General features: G+C 62.7%; 20 protein-coding genes. 14 read left to right on the forward strand and 6 right to left on the reverse strand.

Going from position 1 to position 16,844, the window contains the following annotated elements:
* Positions 1-122 precede the first annotated feature (122 nt).
* A complete protein-coding gene (locus ABMA59_RS02710; protein ID WP_349003751.1) occupies positions 123-605 on the forward strand; it encodes a pyridoxamine 5'-phosphate oxidase family protein in 483 nt (160 codons plus the stop codon).
* A gap of 45 nt (positions 606-650) precedes the next feature.
* Here ABMA59_RS02710 and ABMA59_RS02715 read toward each other — a convergent pair whose 3' ends face one another.
* Together ABMA59_RS02715 and ABMA59_RS02720 are read right to left on the reverse strand one after the other, a co-directional pair.
* Positions 651-1,238 carry a transglycosylase SLT domain-containing protein gene (locus ABMA59_RS02715; protein ID WP_349003752.1) on the reverse strand — a complete coding sequence of 196 codons (588 nt, stop codon included), beginning with the start codon at positions 1,236-1,238 and terminating at the stop codon, positions 651-653.
* 117 nt (positions 1,239-1,355) lie between these two features.
* The gene (locus ABMA59_RS02720) at positions 1,356-1,517 is read right to left on the reverse strand and encodes a hypothetical protein (protein ID WP_349003933.1); all 162 of its coding nucleotides are present in this window, start codon (positions 1,515-1,517) and stop codon (positions 1,356-1,358) included.
* Here ABMA59_RS02720 and ABMA59_RS02725 point away from each other — a divergent pair.
* The 9 genes from ABMA59_RS02725 to ABMA59_RS02765 all read left to right on the forward strand — a co-directional run bounded on the left by ABMA59_RS02725 (position 1,456) and on the right by ABMA59_RS02765 (position 11,091).
* Positions 1,456-2,994 carry a trimethylamine methyltransferase family protein gene (locus ABMA59_RS02725; RefSeq protein WP_349003753.1) on the forward strand — a complete coding sequence of 513 codons (1,539 nt, stop codon included), beginning with the start codon at positions 1,456-1,458 and terminating at the stop codon, positions 2,992-2,994. The two genes, ABMA59_RS02720 and ABMA59_RS02725, sit on opposite strands and share 62 nt — an antisense overlap.
* Positions 2,995-3,292: 298 nt before the next feature.
* Entirely contained in the window at positions 3,293-5,725 is a 2,433-nt protein-coding gene (locus ABMA59_RS02730; protein ID WP_349003754.1) for a GcvT family protein, read from the forward strand.
* Positions 5,726-5,787: 62 nt separating this feature from the next.
* Entirely contained in the window at positions 5,788-6,240 is a 453-nt protein-coding gene (locus ABMA59_RS02735; protein ID WP_349003755.1) for a BPSL0067 family protein, read from the forward strand.
* Between the two features lie 100 nt (positions 6,241-6,340).
* Positions 6,341-7,708 (forward strand): NAD(P)-dependent oxidoreductase, encoded by a 1,368-nt coding sequence (locus ABMA59_RS02740; protein ID WP_349003756.1) that lies wholly within the window; start codon positions 6,341-6,343, stop codon positions 7,706-7,708.
* Between the two features lie 2 nt (positions 7,709-7,710).
* On the forward strand, positions 7,711-9,024 hold the full coding sequence (gene preA / locus ABMA59_RS02745; RefSeq protein WP_349003757.1) for an NAD-dependent dihydropyrimidine dehydrogenase subunit PreA: 1,314 nt from the start codon (positions 7,711-7,713) through the stop codon (positions 9,022-9,024).
* Between the two features lie 166 nt (positions 9,025-9,190).
* Positions 9,191-9,562, forward strand: coding sequence for a DoxX family protein (locus ABMA59_RS02750; protein ID WP_349003758.1), 372 nt, complete (start codon positions 9,191-9,193; stop codon positions 9,560-9,562).
* 119 nt (positions 9,563-9,681) lie between these two features.
* Entirely contained in the window at positions 9,682-10,179 is a 498-nt protein-coding gene (locus ABMA59_RS02755; RefSeq protein ID WP_349003759.1) for an RrF2 family transcriptional regulator, read from the forward strand.
* Positions 10,180-10,209: 30 nt separating this feature from the next.
* The gene (locus ABMA59_RS02760) at positions 10,210-10,671 is read left to right on the forward strand and encodes a carboxymuconolactone decarboxylase family protein (RefSeq protein ID WP_349003760.1); all 462 of its coding nucleotides are present in this window, start codon (positions 10,210-10,212) and stop codon (positions 10,669-10,671) included.
* 54 nt (positions 10,672-10,725) lie between these two features.
* The gene (locus tag ABMA59_RS02765; protein ID WP_349003761.1) at positions 10,726-11,091 is read left to right on the forward strand and encodes a DoxX family protein; all 366 of its coding nucleotides are present in this window, start codon (positions 10,726-10,728) and stop codon (positions 11,089-11,091) included.
* Between the two features lie 76 nt (positions 11,092-11,167).
* Here the strand turns inward: ABMA59_RS02765 and ABMA59_RS02770 are convergent, their stop codons facing one another.
* Together ABMA59_RS02770 and ABMA59_RS02775 are read right to left on the reverse strand one after the other, a co-directional pair.
* Positions 11,168-11,476 carry an EthD family reductase gene (locus tag ABMA59_RS02770; RefSeq protein WP_349003762.1) on the reverse strand — a complete coding sequence of 103 codons (309 nt, stop codon included), beginning with the start codon at positions 11,474-11,476 and terminating at the stop codon, positions 11,168-11,170.
* Positions 11,477-11,640: 164 nt separating this feature from the next.
* Positions 11,641-12,273 (reverse strand): TetR family transcriptional regulator C-terminal domain-containing protein, encoded by a 633-nt coding sequence (locus ABMA59_RS02775; protein ID WP_349003763.1) that lies wholly within the window; start codon positions 12,271-12,273, stop codon positions 11,641-11,643.
* A 236-nt stretch (positions 12,274-12,509) separates the two neighbouring features.
* On the opposite strand from ABMA59_RS02775, the gene aptA reads away from it, so the two are divergent.
* From aptA to ABMA59_RS02790, 3 genes are read left to right on the forward strand one after another with little or no spacing between them, the layout of a single operon-like run.
* On the forward strand, positions 12,510-13,838 hold the full coding sequence (gene aptA / locus ABMA59_RS02780; protein WP_349003764.1) for an omega-aminotransferase AptA: 1,329 nt from the start codon (positions 12,510-12,512) through the stop codon (positions 13,836-13,838).
* 38 nt (positions 13,839-13,876) lie between these two features.
* The gene (locus tag ABMA59_RS02785) at positions 13,877-14,134 is read left to right on the forward strand and encodes a cupin domain-containing protein (RefSeq protein WP_349003928.1); all 258 of its coding nucleotides are present in this window, start codon (positions 13,877-13,879) and stop codon (positions 14,132-14,134) included.
* 8 nt (positions 14,135-14,142) lie between these two features.
* Positions 14,143-15,393, forward strand: a complete 1,251-nt coding sequence (locus tag ABMA59_RS02790; RefSeq protein WP_349003765.1) for a Zn-dependent hydrolase — start codon at positions 14,143-14,145, stop codon at positions 15,391-15,393.
* Between the two features lie 126 nt (positions 15,394-15,519).
* On the opposite strand, the gene ABMA59_RS02795 is transcribed toward ABMA59_RS02790, so the two are convergent.
* On the reverse strand, positions 15,520-15,843 hold the full coding sequence (locus ABMA59_RS02795; RefSeq protein WP_349003766.1) for a hypothetical protein: 324 nt from the start codon (positions 15,841-15,843) through the stop codon (positions 15,520-15,522).
* 90 nt (positions 15,844-15,933) lie between these two features.
* On the opposite strand from ABMA59_RS02795, the gene ABMA59_RS02800 reads away from it, so the two are divergent.
* A complete protein-coding gene (locus ABMA59_RS02800; protein ID WP_349003767.1) occupies positions 15,934-16,326 on the forward strand; it encodes a hypothetical protein in 393 nt (130 codons plus the stop codon).
* A gap of 34 nt (positions 16,327-16,360) precedes the next feature.
* On the opposite strand, the gene ABMA59_RS02805 is transcribed toward ABMA59_RS02800, so the two are convergent.
* Positions 16,361-16,774: a cupin domain-containing protein gene (locus ABMA59_RS02805; protein WP_349003768.1), complete on the reverse strand. Its 414-nt coding sequence runs from the start codon at positions 16,772-16,774 to the stop codon at positions 16,361-16,363.
* Positions 16,775-16,844: the final 70 nt, after the last annotated feature.

Raw genomic sequence — 16,844 nt, forward strand, 5'->3', positions numbered from 1 at the left:
GGCCGCTGGCCTTGATGATCGGGCAGCCAGCGTACGTCCGAAAGCAACTGCCAGTCGCTTTTGCAAGGAACTCTTTCAGTGTTCGGCGGTTGCAGCCGGGACATCGTCAGAAGGAGGTTTCCGTGAGCGAGAACAGCAGGGAAAAGCTTTATGCGCTGATCGACGACATCGAGATCGCGATGCTGACCACGATCGACGGCAGCGGCACACCGCATACGCGGCCGATGGCCAATCAGAAGGCCGACGACGGCGGAGCGATCTGGTTCTTCACCGAAAAGAGCGGCTCGGCGGCGCAGGACATCGAGGCAAACCCGAAGGTAACGCTCGGTTACGCCAGCAGCGGAGCCTATGTCGCGGTGTCCGGACAGGGCGAGACTGTGGACGACCGCGACATGATCGACGCGCTTTGGAGCGAGGAGGTCAAGGCTTGGTTCCCGAAGGGTAAGAACGACCCGAACCTGATCCTGCTGAAGGTGGAACCCGATCTCGGCGAATACTGGACTTTCCCTTCTGCGCCGGTCAGCAAGGCGATCGGCTACGTAAAGGCGAAGCTGACGGGTGAACCGGCCGACGATATCGGTGATAACAAGCGGGTCCGCTTGTGATCCATTCCTGCGATGCGGTGGCGCTCGCTGGGACGAACTGGCGTGTCAGCCGCCACAGGACCGAAGCTGGGCCTGGTAGCGGCGCGCCATGTCGTCGGTGTCGCGCGCATATTTCTTGATTTCCGGAGTCCAGTTGCCACGTTTGAAGCCGCCCCAGCCGTGGTAGTAGGCCAGATAGAGTCGATACGTGTCGTCGGGTGACACGCCGTAACCGCTGACCGTCTTGGAATGATACCAGCCGACGAAATCAACTGCGTCGGCGAACTTGGTTCGACGTGCTGTAAAGTTGCCTGTCTCGCGCTGGTATTGCGACCATGTCCCGTTCAGCGCCTGCGAGTAGCCATAGGCGCTGGACACGCGCGTCCAGGGAATGAAGCCGAAGAGTTTCGTGCGCTTTGGACGGGCGTTGCCCTTGAAGCCGGATTCCTTGCGGACCGTCGCCATCAGCACATGGACGGGGATGCCGTATTTCGCCTCGGTGGCATTGGCCGAACGTTGCCAGTTGTCGAACCAGCCGTCGCGCTGCTCGAACACGGCGCAGATGTTGTTGATGCTCTTGGGAGGCGTGGCGCAGGCCGACAACGCGAGCAAACCCGCGATCGGTACACTTTTACTAAAACTCGCCACACGCATGCGCGGACCAATAGGCCCAAAACATAAAAGGAGTCTTGCGGGCGGATTTAACCGTTGTGTCGGCGAGTTGGCGTTTGGGTTCGATTGTTGATAATCCGACAGAAAATGTCGAATTGTTCATATGAACGTGGGACCAATGACGCCGGGAATAAAATCACGCCGGCAAATGACGATTTCCTGACAGCCCATGTTGCGGCTCGGGTCTTTGATGCCGGCCATGACAGCACTTCGCAGCAGACGTAGCGCCGAGCGGGCGCATTCGAGGGCAGGCAGCGCCATCCCGCAGCTTCCAGCGCGGTGTGTGAGAAACCCGTATCCGCCTATGCAACTGCTGTCGGCGGATCAGGTCGAGGCGATCCACGAAGCCTCGATGCATATCCTCGAAAATTTCGGCATCGAAGTCATGTCGCGGCGGGCGCTCTCGCTGTTCGAGCAGGCGGGTGCGTCGGTCGATCATGCGACGCAAACCGTCCGGCTGGATCGTGGCCTGGTCGCGGACAAGCTGAAAGCCACGCAGCCGCACTATCGGCTCACACCGCGCAATCGGGTAATGGCGGTCGAGATCGGCGGCGACACCATCAACTTCACGTTGGTAGCCGGCCCGCCCAACGTTCACGATTTCGAGCGCGGCCGGCGGGCGGGAAATCTGCGGGACTATTGCGATCTGGTGCGGCTGGCGCAGCATTTCAATTGCATCACCATGCTCGGCAACCAGGTCTGCGCGCCGATCGAGCTTCCGGCCAATACGCGCCACCTCGATACCTATCTCGCCAATCTGACGCTGACCGACAAGAGCTTTCACGTCTCGGCAATCGGCCGGGGCAGGGCGCTGGACGGCATTTCGATGATGGCGATTAGCCGAGGGCTCACGCTGGAACAGATGGCCGAAGATCCTGGCGTCACCACGATCATATCGGTGAACTCGCCGCGCCGTTTCGACGACATGATGGCCGAGGGGCTGATGACCATGGCCGAGCACGGCCAGTCGGTTGCCGTGACGCCGTTCACGCTGATGGGTGCGATGAGCCCTGTCACGCTGGCCGGCGCGCTGGCCCAGCAGAACGCCGAGGCGCTGTTCGGCATCGTGCTGACGCAGCTTGTCCGGCCCGGCGCGCCGGTTATGTACGGCGCCTTCACGTCGAATGTCGACATGCGCTCTGGAGCCCCGGCCTTCGGTACACCGGAGAACACCAAGGCCAACATCGCCTCCGGGCAACTGGCGCGGCGCTACAACCTGCCCTACCGCACGACACCCGGCAGCGCTTCCAATGCCGCCGACGCGCAGGGCGCCTATGAGACGATGATGGCACTTTGGGGTGCCGTGCTCGGCCATGGCAACCTCGTCTACCACGCCGCCGGCTGGCAGGAGGGCGGGCTGACCGCGTCGTTCGAAAAGTTCATCCTCGACGTCGAGATGATCCAGCACATGATCGAATTTTTGAAGCCGATCGCCGTGGACGATGGCGAACTGGCGCTGGACGCGCTGGGGCGCGTGCCGACCGGCGGACATTTTTTCGGCGACCCGCATACGCTGGAGCGTTACTCGACGGCTTTCTATCAGCCGCTGGTTTCCAACTGGCAGAACTACGAGGCATGGCAGGAAGCCGGCGGGTTGGATGCGACGGCGCGCGCGACGCGGGTCTGGAAGAAGGCGCTGGAGGAATATGTCGAGCCGGCAATAGATGCTTCGGTGCGTGAGGCACTGGAGGCTTATGTGGCGAAGCGCAAGAAGGAGATTGGGAATGGGGAGCCGTGAAATGGCTGCGTCGTACTCCGTCCAACACCCCTCATCCGACCTCGCTTCGCTCGGCCACCTTCTCCCACAAGGGGAGAAGGGAGAGGTTCGCGCCAGCCTCTCAGCCAATCGCCAACGTTGGAGACTTGCAGAGGCGAAGCGGCAGCGCTCCCCCTTCTCCCCTTGTGGGAGAAGGTGGCCGAGCGAAGCGAGGTCGGATGAGGGGTGTTCCAGCTTGGCGCAGCCTCACGTTCTGATTCAACTTCCTCCGAGCCAAATTCCCAAGATCCTTCCAACTCCCTGAACGAGAACGAAAATCATGAAGTCGCATGCGCAGGTCGTGGTCATTGGCGGAGGCGTCGTCGGTTGCTCTGTGCTGTTCCATCTGGCGCGGGCCGGCTGGACCGATGTCGTTCTGCTGGAACGCGATGAACTGACGTCTGGCTCCACCTGGCATGCAGCCGGCGGCATGCACACCATCAATGGCGACCCCAACGTCGCAAAGCTGCAGAAATACACGATCGAACTCTACAAGGAGATCGAGGCGCTTTCCGGCCAGGCGACGGGCGTGCACATCACCGGCGGTGTGCTGCTGGCAGCCACCGAGGCGCGCATGGACTGGCTGCGCGGCGTCGTCGCCAAGGGCCGCTATCTCGGGCTCGACCTGGAAGAAATCTCGGCCGAGGAAGCACATCGGCTGATGCCGCTGCTCGATCCCAAACAGTTCGTCGGCGCGGTGCGCAATTCGGAAGACGGCCATCTCGACCCGTCGGGCGTGACGCATGCCTACGCCAAGGCGGCTCGAAAACTGGGCGCCGAGGTCGAGCGATTCACCAAGGTCGAGGATATCCAGCAGCAGGCTGACGGCACCTGGCGCGTCATCACCAACAAGGGCGAGGTGGTCGCCGAGCATGTCGTCAATGCCGGCGGGCTATGGGCGCGCGAGGTCGGCCGCATGGTCGGGCTGGAACTGCCGGTGCTCGCCATGGAGCATATGTATCTGATCACAGAGGACATGCCGGAAGTGGCGGAGGTCAACCGGACGACCGGCAAAGAGGTGATCCACGCCGTCGATTTCGATGGCGAGCTTTACCTGCGCCAGGAGCGTGGCGGCATGCTGATGGGCACCTACGAGAAAGCCAACAAGCCGTGGTCCGAATTCTCGACCCCGTGGAACTTCGGCCATGAACTCTTGGAGCCCGACATCGACCGCATCGCGCCTTCGCTGGAGGTCGGGTTCCGGCATTTCCCGGCCTTCCAGAACACCGGCATCAAGCAGATCATCAATGGGCCTTTCACCTTCGCGCCCGACGGCAATCCGCTGGTCGGGCCGGTGCGCGGCCTGCCGGGGTTCTGGGTAGCTTGTGGGGTCATGGCTGGATTTTCGCAGGGCGGCGGCGTCGGGCTGGCGCTCTCCAACTGGATGATCCACGGCGATCCAGGCTTCGACATTTTTGCGATGGACGTGGCGCGCTACGGCGACTGGGCGTCGATGCGCTACACCAACGCCAAGGTGCGCGAGAACTATTCGCGGCGCTTTTCGATCCGCTTCCCCAACGAAGAACTGCCGGCCGGACGGCCCCTTCGGACCACGCCGATCTACGACCTTCTTGCGGCGCGCGGCGCGCAGTTCGGTGTCGCCTTTGGGCTGGAGGTGCCGCTCTGGTATGCGCCACAGGGCGCGAAGGACGAGTTTTCCTGGCGTCGGTCGAGCGATTTCACACATGTGGCGAAGGAAGTGACAACCGTCCGCGAGCGCGTCGGGCTCGGCGAGATTTCGAGCTACGCCAAGTATCGGGTGACGGGCGAGGGGGCGGAAGCCTGGCTCGACGGCATGCTCGCCTGCAAGCTGCCGAAACCTGGCCGGATGACGCTCGCGCCGATGCTGAAGGAAGACGGAAAACTGATCGGCGATTTTTCGCTGGCGAGGTTGGATGACGGCGAATGGCTGATCCTCGGCTCGGGCATCGCCGAGCAGTACCACATGCGCTGGTTCGAACAGCATTTGCCGGCTGACGGCTCCGTTCGCGTTGAAGCACTCGGGCTGAAACTCACCGGACTGTCGATCGCCGGACCGAAAGCGCGCGACGTGATGGCGAAGGTGGCGCGCGACGACGTATCGAGTGCGGCATTTCCGTTCATGGCGATCCGACGGATGGATATCGGCATGACACCCTGCATCGTTGGCCGTGTCAGCTACACCGGCGACCTCGGCTACGAGATCTGGATGGCGCCGGAGTACCAGAGGCATGTATTCCAAACCCTGCTGGAGGCGGGCGAGGAGTTCGGCATCGGCCTGTTCGGAGGCAGGGCGCTGAACGCGCTCAGGCTGGAAAAGAACTATGGTTCCTGGGCGCGCGAATACCGGCCGATCTACGGGCCGGTGGAAGCCGGACTCGACCGTTTCGTCGCCTATTCGAAGGAGGCGGATTTCATCGGCAAGCAAGCCGCGCTCGCCGAGCGAAAAGCCGGGGGTAAATACCGGCTGCGCGCCTTCGTCATGGAGGCGGTCGATGCCGACGTGATCGGCGACGAGGCGATCTGGCACGGCGGCACGGTCGTAGGCTGGGTGACCTCCGGCGGCTACGCGCACAACGCCAGGAAATCGGTCGCGCTGGGTTATGTGCCGAAGGAGGTTGCTGACGCAGTTTCAGGTTTCGAGATCGAGTTGCTCGGCAGACGGAACAAGGCAGAAGTACAGTGTACTCCGCTTTTCGACTCTGCCCGCCAGTTTAATCGGGTATTGCTCTAGTCCTATCGGCCCTGTCAGCTTTCAGTTATGCTCTGAAAACACAGGAACTGATGGAGGCAAAGTTGGCATACTATGTTATGTTCGGGCCATACAGCTTCGAAGCCATCGCCGAGTCGAAGCCCGACCATTTCATCAATGCGAAGGGCAATAACGAATGCGTGGAATTCGTTCGGCAAGCGACCGGAGCACCATCGACCAAAAACTGGCGTCCCGGCAAGAATGTCAAGGGCGCGAACGATATTCCGAGCGGTGCCGCAATCGCAACGTTCAAGTCGGAGCGTTATTCAGTGCATGCAGCAATCTACCTTGGTCAGGACGATCTGGGGTTATGGGTTCTGGACCAATGGAACAAGCAAGGACATGTGGCGAAGCGCCGGATACGGTTTCCCACAGGCAAGGAGAGCCAGCCTGTCCTCGATCAAAACAATGGCAATCTTTTCTACGTCATTGACACTGTCGACACCGAGGATGCGGCCAGCAAGGAAGGAGAGGTTTCGCGCGCCAGGATCGTTTGACCTGTCGGAAATCTCCAAAATTTGACCGATTGATAAAAAATCGAAACGTGCTAGCCTGACCTCAACAAAGCCAGCGACAAGCCAGCTACGGGGAACATGGATGGCAGAAGGCCAGTTCAAGGAAGGCATCGCCGGGGCGCGCCTGTCGTCGGCGCAATATGCCGAGAATTTTTCCGACCTCCATCCGCCGCTCGATCATCATGAAGCGTTGGTCGAGTCCGACCGCTGCTACTTTTGCTACGACGCGCCGTGCATGAATGCGTGCCCGACCTCGATCGACATTCCGCTGTTCATCCGCCAGATTTCCACCGGCAATCCGATCGGCTCGGCGAAAACCATCTTCGACCAGAACATCCTCGGCGGCATGTGCGCCCGCGTCTGCCCGACCGAGACCCTGTGCGAGGAGGTCTGCGTGCGCGAGACGGCGGAAGGCAAGCCGGTGCAGATCGGCCGGCTGCAGCGCTATGCGACCGACACGGCGATGCAGCAGGGCAAGCAGTTTTACGAGCGCGCAGCGCCGACCGGCCAGACGATCGCCGTGGTGGGCGCAGGCCCAGCCGGCCTTGCCGCCGCGCACCGGCTGGCGCGATACGGCCACGACGTGACGATCTTCGAGGCTCGGCCGAAGGCCGGCGGCCTCAACGAGTACGGCATCGCCGCCTATAAGAGCGTCGACGATTTCGCCCGTGCAGAGGTCGACTATGTGACGGCGATCGGCGGCATTTCGATCGAGAACGGCAAGGCGCTCGGCCGCGACATCCACTTGTCCGAACTGACGGCAGACTATGACGCCGTGTTCCTGGGCATGGGAATGGCCGGCGTCAACGCGTTGCGCGCCGATGGCGAGGATGCCGACGGCGTGCGCGACGCCGTCGAGTTCATCGCCGAGTTGCGGCAGGCCTCCGACCTCGGCGGATTGCCGGTCGGGCGGCGGGTGGTCGTGATCGGCGGCGGCATGACCGCGGTTGACGCGGCGGTGCAGTCAAAACTGCTCGGCGCCGAGGAGGTGACGATCTGCTACCGGCGCGGCCAGGAGCATATGAACGCCTCGGAATACGAGCAGGATCTTGCGGCTGCCAACGGTGTCACCATCCGTCACTGGCTCCAGCCGAAACGGGTGCTCGCCGAGGGCGGCAAGGTCTCGGGCATCGAGCTCGAATACACCGCGTTTGGCGACGGCAAGCTGACGGGCACCGGTGAGATGCTGGTGCTGCCGGCCGACCAGGTGTTCAAGGCGATCGGCCAGACTTTCGTGCCGGCCGCGCTGAACGGTTCGGGCGCGGCCATCGCGCTGGAAGGCGGGCGCATAAAAGTCGACGCCGAGGGCCGGACTTCGCTGGCGAAAGTCTGGGCCGGCGGCGACTGCGTTGCAGATGCGCGCGAAGATCTGACGGTCTCGGCGGTCGCGGCTGGCCGCGACGCAGCGGAGAGCATGCATCGCAGTCTCACCTCGAACGGGAGGGCATGAGCATGGCTGACATCCGCAACGACTTCGTCGGCATCAAATCGCCAAATCCGTTCTGGCTGGCCTCGGCGCCGCCGACCGACAAGGCCTACAACGTCGTTCGCGCCTTCAAGGCCGGCTGGGGCGGGGTGGTGTGGAAGACGCTGGGCGAGGAAGGCCCGCCGGTCGTCAACGTCAACGGCCCGCGCTACGGCGCGATCTGGGGCGCCGACCGCCGCCTGCTGGGATTGAACAATATCGAACTCATCACTGACCGCGATCTGTTCGTGAACCTGCGCGAAATCAAGCAGGTCAAGAAGGACTGGCCGGACCGCGCCATCGTCGTGTCGCTGATGGTCCCCTGCGTGGAGGAAAGCTGGAAGGCGATCCTGCCGCTGGTGGAGGAAACCGAGGCAGATGGCATCGAGCTCAATTTCGGCTGCCCGCACGGCATGAGCGAGCGCGGCATGGGCTCTGCGGTCGGCCAGGTGCCGGAATACATCGAAATGGTGGTGCGCTGGTGCAAGCAGAACACCCGCATGCCGGTGATCACCAAACTCACCCCCAACATCACCGACATCCGCCGCCCGGCGCGCGCCGCCAAGGCCGGCGGCACCGACGCGGTGTCGCTCATCAACACGATCAACTCGATCACCTCGGTCAATCTCGACAATTTCGCGCCGGAGCCGACCATCGACGGCAAAGGCAGCCATGGCGGCTATTGCGGCCCGGCGGTAAAACCGATCGCGCTCAACATGGTGGCGGAGATCGCCCGCGATGCGGAAACGCGGGGTCTTCCCATTTCCGGCATCGGCGGCGTGACGACCTGGCGCGACGCGGCCGAGTTTTTGGCGCTGGGTGCGGGAAACGTGCAGGTATGCACGGCGGCGATGACCTATGGCTTCAAGATCGTGCAGGAGATGATCGAGGGGCTGAAGAACTGGATGGACGAGAAAGGCCACACCTCGCTCGATTCGGTCGTGGGCCGCGCCACGCCAAACGTCAGCGACTGGCAGTATCTCAACCTCAACTACGTCGCCAAGGCGCGCATCGACCAGGATTTGTGCATCAAATGCGGCCGCTGCCACATCGCCTGCGAGGACACCTCGCACCAGGCGATCACCTCGATGGTCAACGGCGTCCGCCATTTCGAGGTGATGGAAGACGAGTGCGTGGGCTGCAACCTCTGCGTCAATGTCTGCCCGGTCGAAGGCTGCATCACCATGGAGCCGCTCGCCGCCGGCGCGCTCGACCAGCGGACGAACAAACCGGTATCACCGATCTATGCCAACTGGACGACCCACCCCAACAACCCGATGGCGAAGGTGGCGGCGGAGTAGGAGTGCCAGGGACAGTTTGCCTTTGTCCCCTTGTGCGACCTTCTGATCGTAGAGACCTACTGGGGACAAAAGTAATAAAACTGTCCCCCGATTCCCCTTGACCGGCGGCCCGCCCTTTCAACTGCTTCCTTCATCGTCTATCACGCCTTCAAACAGGCGGGTGGACATGACGACTGCGGAATTTCTGACTGAAATCGGCCGGATCATATTCGGCGGTTTCTTCCTGATCGCCGGCATCCGCAATTTCCTGCATTTTCGCGAGCGCACGGAACTCTCCACCAACTATGGCTGGCCGCTGCCGGCCGTGCTGATCGCCGTGGGGTTCGCGATGCAGCTTGTCGGCGGCGTGTCGCTGATCTTCAATCTGCATGCCGCGACCGGAGCCGGATTGCTGATCGTCTTCCTCGTGGTGGCGACGTCGCTCTACCACAACCTCTTCATGTTCCAGGGGAAAGAGCGCGACCCGCACCTTTACCTGACGCTGGTCAACATCACGCTCGCCGGCGGACTGCTGATGATTATCGCGGACGCGCTGTAGCAGACTTACTCACTCAGGGATCGGGAAAACACCGCTGCTCGAAGGAAGAGAAATTGACCATGCCTATTGAAGATAAAAAATATCCATGATATAAATCGTCCACGATTTGGAGATCGGCCATGAAGCTCAGTGAAGGCGTGGAGGCGGCGGTGCATTCGGCGATCGTGCTGGCCGACCTGCCCGAGGGCGCGACGCTGCCGGGCTCAGCCCTGGCTGACTATCATGGTGTTTCCGGCAGCTACCTGCTCAAGCACCTGAAGGAACTCGTCGCCGCGAAAATCCTGGAATCAGTGCCAGGTCCGGCCGGCGGCTATCGGCTGGCGCGCGGCGTCGACAAGATTAGCCTGCTTGACGTTGTGCTGGCGGTGGAGGGGCCGCAGCCGGCCTTCCGCTGCCTGGAAATCCGGCAAAAGGGGCCGGGCACGCTGGAGCCTGCCGCTTACAAGAAACCGTGCGGCATCAACGCGGCGATGCTGAAGGCCGAGCGGGCCTACAGGGCGGCGCTCGCCGAGACGAAATTGTCCGATCTGATCGAGGAATACGAAATCGACGCCGACCCGAGGGCGGTAGCGTACGGCTGCGCGTTCCTCGAACGCCACCAGCGCATGCCGCGCTGACCATTTCCCCAACCAACGAAAGGAACGACCATGAAGACGCGGATGAACTATTTCGCCAAGGGGCCGGAACTGATGAAGGCGATGATGGGGCTCGAAGACGCGGTGAAGGAGTCCGGTTTCGACCACATGCTGCTGCATCTGGTGAAACTGCGCGCATCGCAGATCAATGGCTGCGCCTATTGCGTCGACATGCATGTGAAGGAAGCGCGCAAGGACGGCGAGACCGAACAGCGCCTGCATCTCGTCAGTGCCTGGCGGGAGAGCCCGCTGTTTTCCGAACGCGAGCGCGCCGCCTTCGAGTGGACCGAGGCGCTGACGCTGCTGCCGCAGAGCCGCGCAAACGACGAATTCTACGAGCCGCTGAAGAAGCATTTTTCCGATGAGGAGATCGTCCAGCTTACCATGCTGATCGTCGCCATCAACGGCTGGAACCGGCTCGCCGTCGGCTTTCGCTCGCAGCATCCGGTCGATCGCCAGGCCGCGGCGGCCTAAACCTGTATGGAAAGGGCGGCGCGGACCCGTGCCGCCGCGGAATACGAGGGGACAATGGATTCCGATTTCTCGACCGGGCTGGTTCTGATCGGCCGTATCCTGCTCGGCGGCGCTTTCGCGTTCGCAGGCGTCCGCAACATCATGAACGCTCCGCTGCTCGCCGGCATGATGGCGGCGCGTGGCGTGCCGGTTGCCATGCCGGTGCTTTATGCAGGCATCGTGCTGCAGATCGTGGCCGGCCTTCTGCTCGCCGCCGGCCTGTGGGTTCCTTATGCGGCTGCGGCCCTGGTCCTGTTCCTGATTGCCGCTACCCCGATGTTCCACAATTTCTGGGATTTTCAGGGGCCGGAACGGGCGGCGAAATTCAACGGCTGGATCAGCAACGCGGCGATAGCCGGCGGACTGCTCATCGCGGCATGACAGATTGGGGACTTCCCTTCACCCGCTCGACGAAGCGAAGAGCGGGTGAAAGCGGCCAATGCGATCCGGGAGCCGCTCAAGCCTCGACCGTATCGAAAACCAGCAGGTCGACGCCGCCGTCGGCAAAATTGCCGAGGTCGCCGGCCGCCGCCTGGCCCTCGGGCGAGCCAAGGCCGGCCTGGATGGCTGCAACGGAGTCGAACTCCAGCACCGCCACCAGATGGAAATCCGAAGGCCCGGCCGGCGTATTCACGCCACCCTTGCTAATGTCGTATTTGCGTAGGCCGGGGATCTTCTTGGCCAGCGGAATGTGGGTGGCCTGGTAGTAGCGGTCGAAGGCGGCCTTGTCCTTCGGCGTCTTGTAGAGTGCGATCAGTTTTGCCATCGGTTTCCTCCCGGTTTGTGATGAGCCGGGATTCGGGTGACGCTGGCCCGCAAATGGCGGCTCAGCCCGACCTGCCTCTCCACCCATCCTTTTGGCCCTCTGATGGTGGGCCAAGCGGGCAGGGCGGGCAATCGGACTTTCGGGCACCCCGTTGGGTGGGTAGATCAAGCGGTCGGCCTCAGGCCGTTCAGAAAAAGCTGCTCCAGAAACCGCGCGGCGTCCTCGAAGCGGCCTTCGCCGCCACGGTCCGGTCCCAGCACGGCGCGCACCTGGACGTCGAAATCGGCATAATGCTGGGTGGTTGCCCAGATCGAGAAGATCAGATGATAGGGATCGGTGCGGGCGATCTTTCCAGCGCGCATCCAACCGCGGATAACCTCGACCTTCTCGTCGACCAGCGCCTTCATGTCCCCTTCAAGGATCGGCATGATGCGCGGCGCGCCCTGCAGGATCTCATTGGCGAACAGCCGGCTCTCGCGTGGAAAATCGCGCGCCATCTCCAGCTTGCGTCTGATATAGCTCCTGAGTTCGGTCATCGGGTCGCCGATGTCGTCGAGATCGCGCAGCGGCGCCAGCCAGGTGTCGAGCAGGCGGCGCATCAGCGTCACATGGATGTCTTCCTTGCTGCGGAAATAATAGAGCAGGTTGGGTTTCGACATCCCGGCGGCCTCGGCGATCTGGTCGACGGTGGCGCCGCGGAAACCGCGGGCGGAAAACACTTCAAGCGCTGCTTCCAGGATCAGCTCGCGCTTTTCCTGCTGGATGCGGGTGCGGGGCCGGCGCGTCGCACTGTCCATCAATCGGCCTGCCTTTTCGCTTTGCCGAAATACTTCATCTGGCCCAATCGTCTGGACCAGTTGCTATCCCGCCGTGGAGCGCGATTTCGGCGCTTCATTTCCGCTACTACCGGCTTGACCGCCGAACCGGCGGTGCTAACGTTTGTCCAATCGGTCAAAATTTGCGTAGCATCAAAAGCCACGAAGACCAAGCGTTGGCCGTTAGCCAGAACAATGATCGCTAGGAGAGCTTGGTCATGTCCAACCGTTTGAAAGTCACGCCGAACGATCTCAGCGCCTTCTGGATGGGTTTCACGCCCAACCGTCAGTTCAAGAAGCAGCCGCGCATCGTCGTGTCCGCCAAGGACATGCACTACCAGTCGTCCGACGGCAGGCAGATCCTCGACGGCGCCGCCGGCCTGTGGTGCGTCAATGCCGGCCATTGCCGGCCGAAGATCACCGAGGCGATCCAGCAGCAGGCTGCCAATCTCGACTTCGCCCCGACCTTCCAGTTCGGCCATCCGACGGTCTTCGAGCTTGCCAACCGCCTGGTCGACATCGCGCCTGCTGGGCTCGAGCACGTCATGTTCACCAATTCCGGCTCGGAATCGGTCGACACGGCGCTGAAGACGGCCATCGCCTATCACCGCGCCAAGGGCGACGGCTCGCGTTTCCGCCTCATCGGCCGCGAGCGCGGCTACCACGGCGTCAATTTCGGCGGCGTCTCGGTGGGCGGCATCGTGCCCAACCGGAAAATGTTCGGCACGCTGCTGACGGGCGTCGACCACCTGCAGCATACGCATAATCTCGCCAAGAATGCCTTCACCAAGGGCGAGCCGGAGCATGGGGTCGAACTGGCCGAAGAACTGGAGCGCATCGTAGCGCTGCATGACGCCTCGACCATCGCGGCGGTCATCGTCGAGCCGGTCGCGGGTTCCACCGGCGTGCTCATCCCGCCGAAGGGTTATTTGAAACGGCTGCGCGAGATCTGCACCAAGCATGGCATCCTTTTGATCTTCGACGAGGTCATTACCGGCTACGGTCGCCTCGGCACGGCCTTTGCCGCCGACTATTTCGGCGTGACGCCGGACATCATGGTGACCGCCAAAGGCCTGACCAACGGCGTCATCCCGATGGGCGCGGTGTTCGTGACCAAGGCGATCCACGACGCCTTCATGAACGGGCCGGAGCACATCATCGAGTTCTTCCACGGCTACACCTATTCGGGCAACCCGATCGCGTCGGCCGCCGCCCTCGGCACGCTCGACACCTACAAGGACGAGGGCCTGCTGACACGCGGCGCCGAACTCGCGCCCTATTGGGAAGAGGCGGTGCATTCGCTGAAGGGCGAGCCGAACGTCATCGACGTCCGCAATATCGGCCTGATCGGCGCGGTCGAGATGGCGCCCATCCCCGGCGAGCCGGGCAAGCGGGGCTTCAACTCGATCGTCCGAGCCTTCGAGCACGGCGCGATGCTGCGCATCACGGGAGACATCATCGCGCTGTCGCCGCCGCTGATCATCGCCAAGGGCCAGATCGACGAGTTGATCGACCACGTTCGCGACACGATAAGGGCCGTGGCGTGACCTACCAGGCGCGGCAACAGGCCACCGCCACGAAGGTCATGGAAGACGACAAGGTGCGCGTCACGCGCTGGGATTTCGATCCCGGCGCGGAGACGCGATGGCATCGCCACGAGATGGACTATGTGGTGACCACGCTGACGCCGTGCAGCTTTCTCCTCGAAGAACCGGGCGGCGGCACAAGGCGCGTCGACATGGAGGCCGGATCGGTCTATCGGCGTGACGAGGGCGTGGAGCACAACGTCGTCAACGGCGGCGACCAGCCGATGAGTTTTGTTGAGATCGAACTGAAACGCTGAGGGTGGGCATGGCGGCGCCGGGTGAAAATCTGCGAATCAATCCAGAGCGTTTGTGGGATTCGCTCATGGAGATGGCGAAGATCGGCCCCGGCATCGCCGGCGGCAACAATCGCCAGACCGTGACCGATGAGGACGGCGAGGGCCGTCACCTGTTCAAGCGCTGGTGCGACGCCGCCGGGCTGGAAATGGGCGTTGACGAGATGGGCACCATGTTTGCCCGCCGCGAAGGGTCCGAGCCCAGCCTGCCGCCGGTCTATGTCGGCAGCCATCTCGACACGCAGCCTACCGGCGGCAAATTCGACGGCGTGCTCGGCGTGCTCGGCGGGCTGGAGGTAATCCGCACCCTTAACGACCTCGGCATCAAGACCAAACATCCGATTGTCGTGACCAACTGGACGAACGAGGAGGGGGCGCGTTTCGCCCCGGCGATGATGGCATCCGGCGTGTTCGCCGGCGTGCTGGACCAGGCCGACGTCTACGAACACACCGACCGCGCCGGGAAAAAATTCGGCGAGGAACTGGAACGCATCGGCTGGAAGGGCGACGAAAAGGTCGGCGACCGCAAGATCCACGCCTTCTTCGAACTGCATATCGAGCAGGGGCCGATCCTCGAGGACGAGGGCATCGACATCGGCGTCGTTACCCACGGCCAGGGCCTGAAATGGCTGCAGGTGACGCTGACCGGCAAGGAGGCGCATACGGGCTCAACCCCGATGCCGAAGCGCCGCAACGCCGGCCTCGGCATGGCGCGCGTCACCGAACTGGTGCATGAGGTCGCCATGGACTACCAGCCGGACGCGGTCGGCGCGATCGGCCACATGGAAGTCTATCCCTGCTCGCGCAACATCATCGCCGGAAAAACCGTCTTCACTATCGACATCCGCTCGCCGGAAAAGGAAGTGTTGGACGCCATGGACGGGCGCATCCGAGAGGGCATCGAGCTGATCTGCGAGGCGCTGGACATCAAATACGAGATCCAGCAGGTCGGCCATTTCGATCCGGTGACCTTCGACGAGAATTGCGTAAAGGCGGTGCGCGACGCCGCCGAGCGGCTTGGCTACACCCACCGCAACATCGTGTCCGGCGCCGGCCACGACGCCTGCTGGATCAACCGCGTTGCGCCGACGGCGATGGTTTTTTGCCCATGCGTCGACGGTCTGTCGCACAACGAGGCCGAGGACATTTCCAAGGAATGGGCCGCCGCCGGGGCCGACGTGCTGTTTCACGCGGTGGTGGAAACGGCGGGGATTGTTGCGTGAGGCTGCGTATCGGCTGAACAACGCAAAACGGCGCGGTTTCCCGCGCCGTTGATTTTTTCGACAAATGGCAGGCGCCGCTGACGCAGTCAGCCGACGAGCAGGATGCGCTATGCGACCACGAGGACGTTATTTGTCTTTCTCGTCTTCCTCGCTGTCATCCTTGTCGTCGTCGTCATCCTCATCCTCATCATCGTCTTCGTCGTCGCCGTCTTCATCTTCATCGGACTCTTGGTCCTCGCTCTCGGCGTCGTCGGATTCTTCGTCAGCCTTGGATTCTTCGCCAGCCTCAGCCTCCTCGTCGGCCTCGGCAACGGTTTCTATCTCAACCGTGTCGGTTTCAGCTTGTTCGACGGCGTCGCCGGCCTCAATCTCCAGCCGGGCGGCCGCATCGATTTCCTCGGATGCGGCAGGGAGAGGGGTTTCTTCGTGAAAATTGGTTTCTTCCATCATGTCGGCCTCCGGAAAAGGGTTGCGGAGGCTAGCCTATGGCCGCGCCATGAATGGGCGGTGACGCCGAGGCGACGGCTTCATGTCCTGTCGATGACGGTTTTGCCCGTCGCCGGGCGCGGCGCGCTGGCGATGGCTCTCGCGGCGGTCGCGCTGCCTGCCGTCGCGGCCGACACGCTGCCGATCACCGGGGCCTATGGCAACGCCGAAGGCTGCAAATTGCATAGGGGAGACACGATCGACAACGACACGCTGCTGCTGCTCACGCCCGACTGGGTGCAGAGCTATGGAACAGGCTGCGACATACTGCAGGCGCTGCCGGGCAAGGACGGAGCTTTCCTCATTTCCGGCATATGCGGTTTCGAGGGCGAGGATACCCTGGCACCGGGCATGATGGTAATCACCAAGGTGCCGGACGACCCGACGGCCCTGCGCATTCGCGGCGAGGACGGCACGGTTTGGGGCGACGTGAAACCGTGTCCGTGAGCGGCGACCGGCAGGCGCCGGCGTGATCGGCAATTCAAGCCGGCACGCGCGCATCCAGATGCGGGAGCAGCACCACGCTCTCCTGCTCGTTGGGGTCGGTGCGGGCGATCACCGCCGAGGCCGGTTCGCGGGAAAGGTTGGCCGGCAGATGCGGCACGCCGGCGGGGATGTAGAACAGGTCGCCGGCGCGGGCGACCAGCACGTTTTCCAATTCGTCGCCATACCAGGTGTGGACCTCGCCGGAGAGCACGTAGATCGCCGTCTCGTGGCTTTCATGCATATGCGCCTTGGCCCGCCCGCCCGGCGGGACGGTGAGCAGATGCATGCAGATGCCTTGCGAGCCGACCGTTTCCTTTGCGATGCCGGCCAGATAGCGAAAGCCCTGCTTGCCGTCATAGGCATCTTCGGCCCGCAGCAGGCGGCAGGTCGGTTTCGATCCGTCTTCCATTTCGGTCTCCCGGAAACCCCGTCCAGCGAATGATGACGATCAGGACGCAAATTGATGTTCATACGGCATC

This window comes from Mesorhizobium yinganensis (assembly GCF_040081985.1).
Taxonomy (GTDB): domain Bacteria; phylum Pseudomonadota; class Alphaproteobacteria; order Rhizobiales; family Rhizobiaceae; genus Kumtagia; species Kumtagia yinganensis.

Coding starts and splice junctions, on each gene's coding strand:
- ABMA59_RS02785 (WP_349003928.1), top strand. CDS start 13,877: ATGGAAGACGACAAGGTGCGCGTCACGCGCTGGGATTTCGATCCCGGC.
- preA (WP_349003757.1), top strand. CDS start 7,711: ATGGCTGACATCCGCAACGACTTCGTCGGCATCAAATCGCCAAATCCG.
- ABMA59_RS02805 (WP_349003768.1), bottom strand. CDS start 16,774: ATGGAAGACGGATCGAAACCGACCTGCCGCCTGCTGCGGGCCGAAGAT.
- ABMA59_RS02775 (WP_349003763.1), bottom strand. CDS start 12,273: ATGGACAGTGCGACGCGCCGGCCCCGCACCCGCATCCAGCAGGAAAAG.
- ABMA59_RS02725 (WP_349003753.1), top strand. CDS start 1,456: ATGACAGCACTTCGCAGCAGACGTAGCGCCGAGCGGGCGCATTCGAGG.
- ABMA59_RS02715 (WP_349003752.1), bottom strand. CDS start 1,238: ATGCGTGTGGCGAGTTTTAGTAAAAGTGTACCGATCGCGGGTTTGCTC.
- ABMA59_RS02770 (WP_349003762.1), bottom strand. CDS start 11,476: ATGGCAAAACTGATCGCACTCTACAAGACGCCGAAGGACAAGGCCGCC.
- ABMA59_RS02755 (WP_349003759.1), top strand. CDS start 9,682: ATGAAGCTCAGTGAAGGCGTGGAGGCGGCGGTGCATTCGGCGATCGTG.
- ABMA59_RS02800 (WP_349003767.1), top strand. CDS start 15,934: ATGACGGTTTTGCCCGTCGCCGGGCGCGGCGCGCTGGCGATGGCTCTC.
- ABMA59_RS02760 (WP_349003760.1), top strand. CDS start 10,210: ATGAAGACGCGGATGAACTATTTCGCCAAGGGGCCGGAACTGATGAAG.
- ABMA59_RS02765 (WP_349003761.1), top strand. CDS start 10,726: ATGGATTCCGATTTCTCGACCGGGCTGGTTCTGATCGGCCGTATCCTG.
- ABMA59_RS02730 (WP_349003754.1), top strand. CDS start 3,293: ATGAAGTCGCATGCGCAGGTCGTGGTCATTGGCGGAGGCGTCGTCGGT.
- ABMA59_RS02790 (WP_349003765.1), top strand. CDS start 14,143: ATGGCGGCGCCGGGTGAAAATCTGCGAATCAATCCAGAGCGTTTGTGG.
- ABMA59_RS02795 (WP_349003766.1), bottom strand. CDS start 15,843: ATGATGGAAGAAACCAATTTTCACGAAGAAACCCCTCTCCCTGCCGCA.
- ABMA59_RS02720 (WP_349003933.1), bottom strand. CDS start 1,517: ATGGCGCTGCCTGCCCTCGAATGCGCCCGCTCGGCGCTACGTCTGCTG.
- ABMA59_RS02750 (WP_349003758.1), top strand. CDS start 9,191: ATGACGACTGCGGAATTTCTGACTGAAATCGGCCGGATCATATTCGGC.
- aptA (WP_349003764.1), top strand. CDS start 12,510: ATGTCCAACCGTTTGAAAGTCACGCCGAACGATCTCAGCGCCTTCTGG.
- ABMA59_RS02740 (WP_349003756.1), top strand. CDS start 6,341: ATGGCAGAAGGCCAGTTCAAGGAAGGCATCGCCGGGGCGCGCCTGTCG.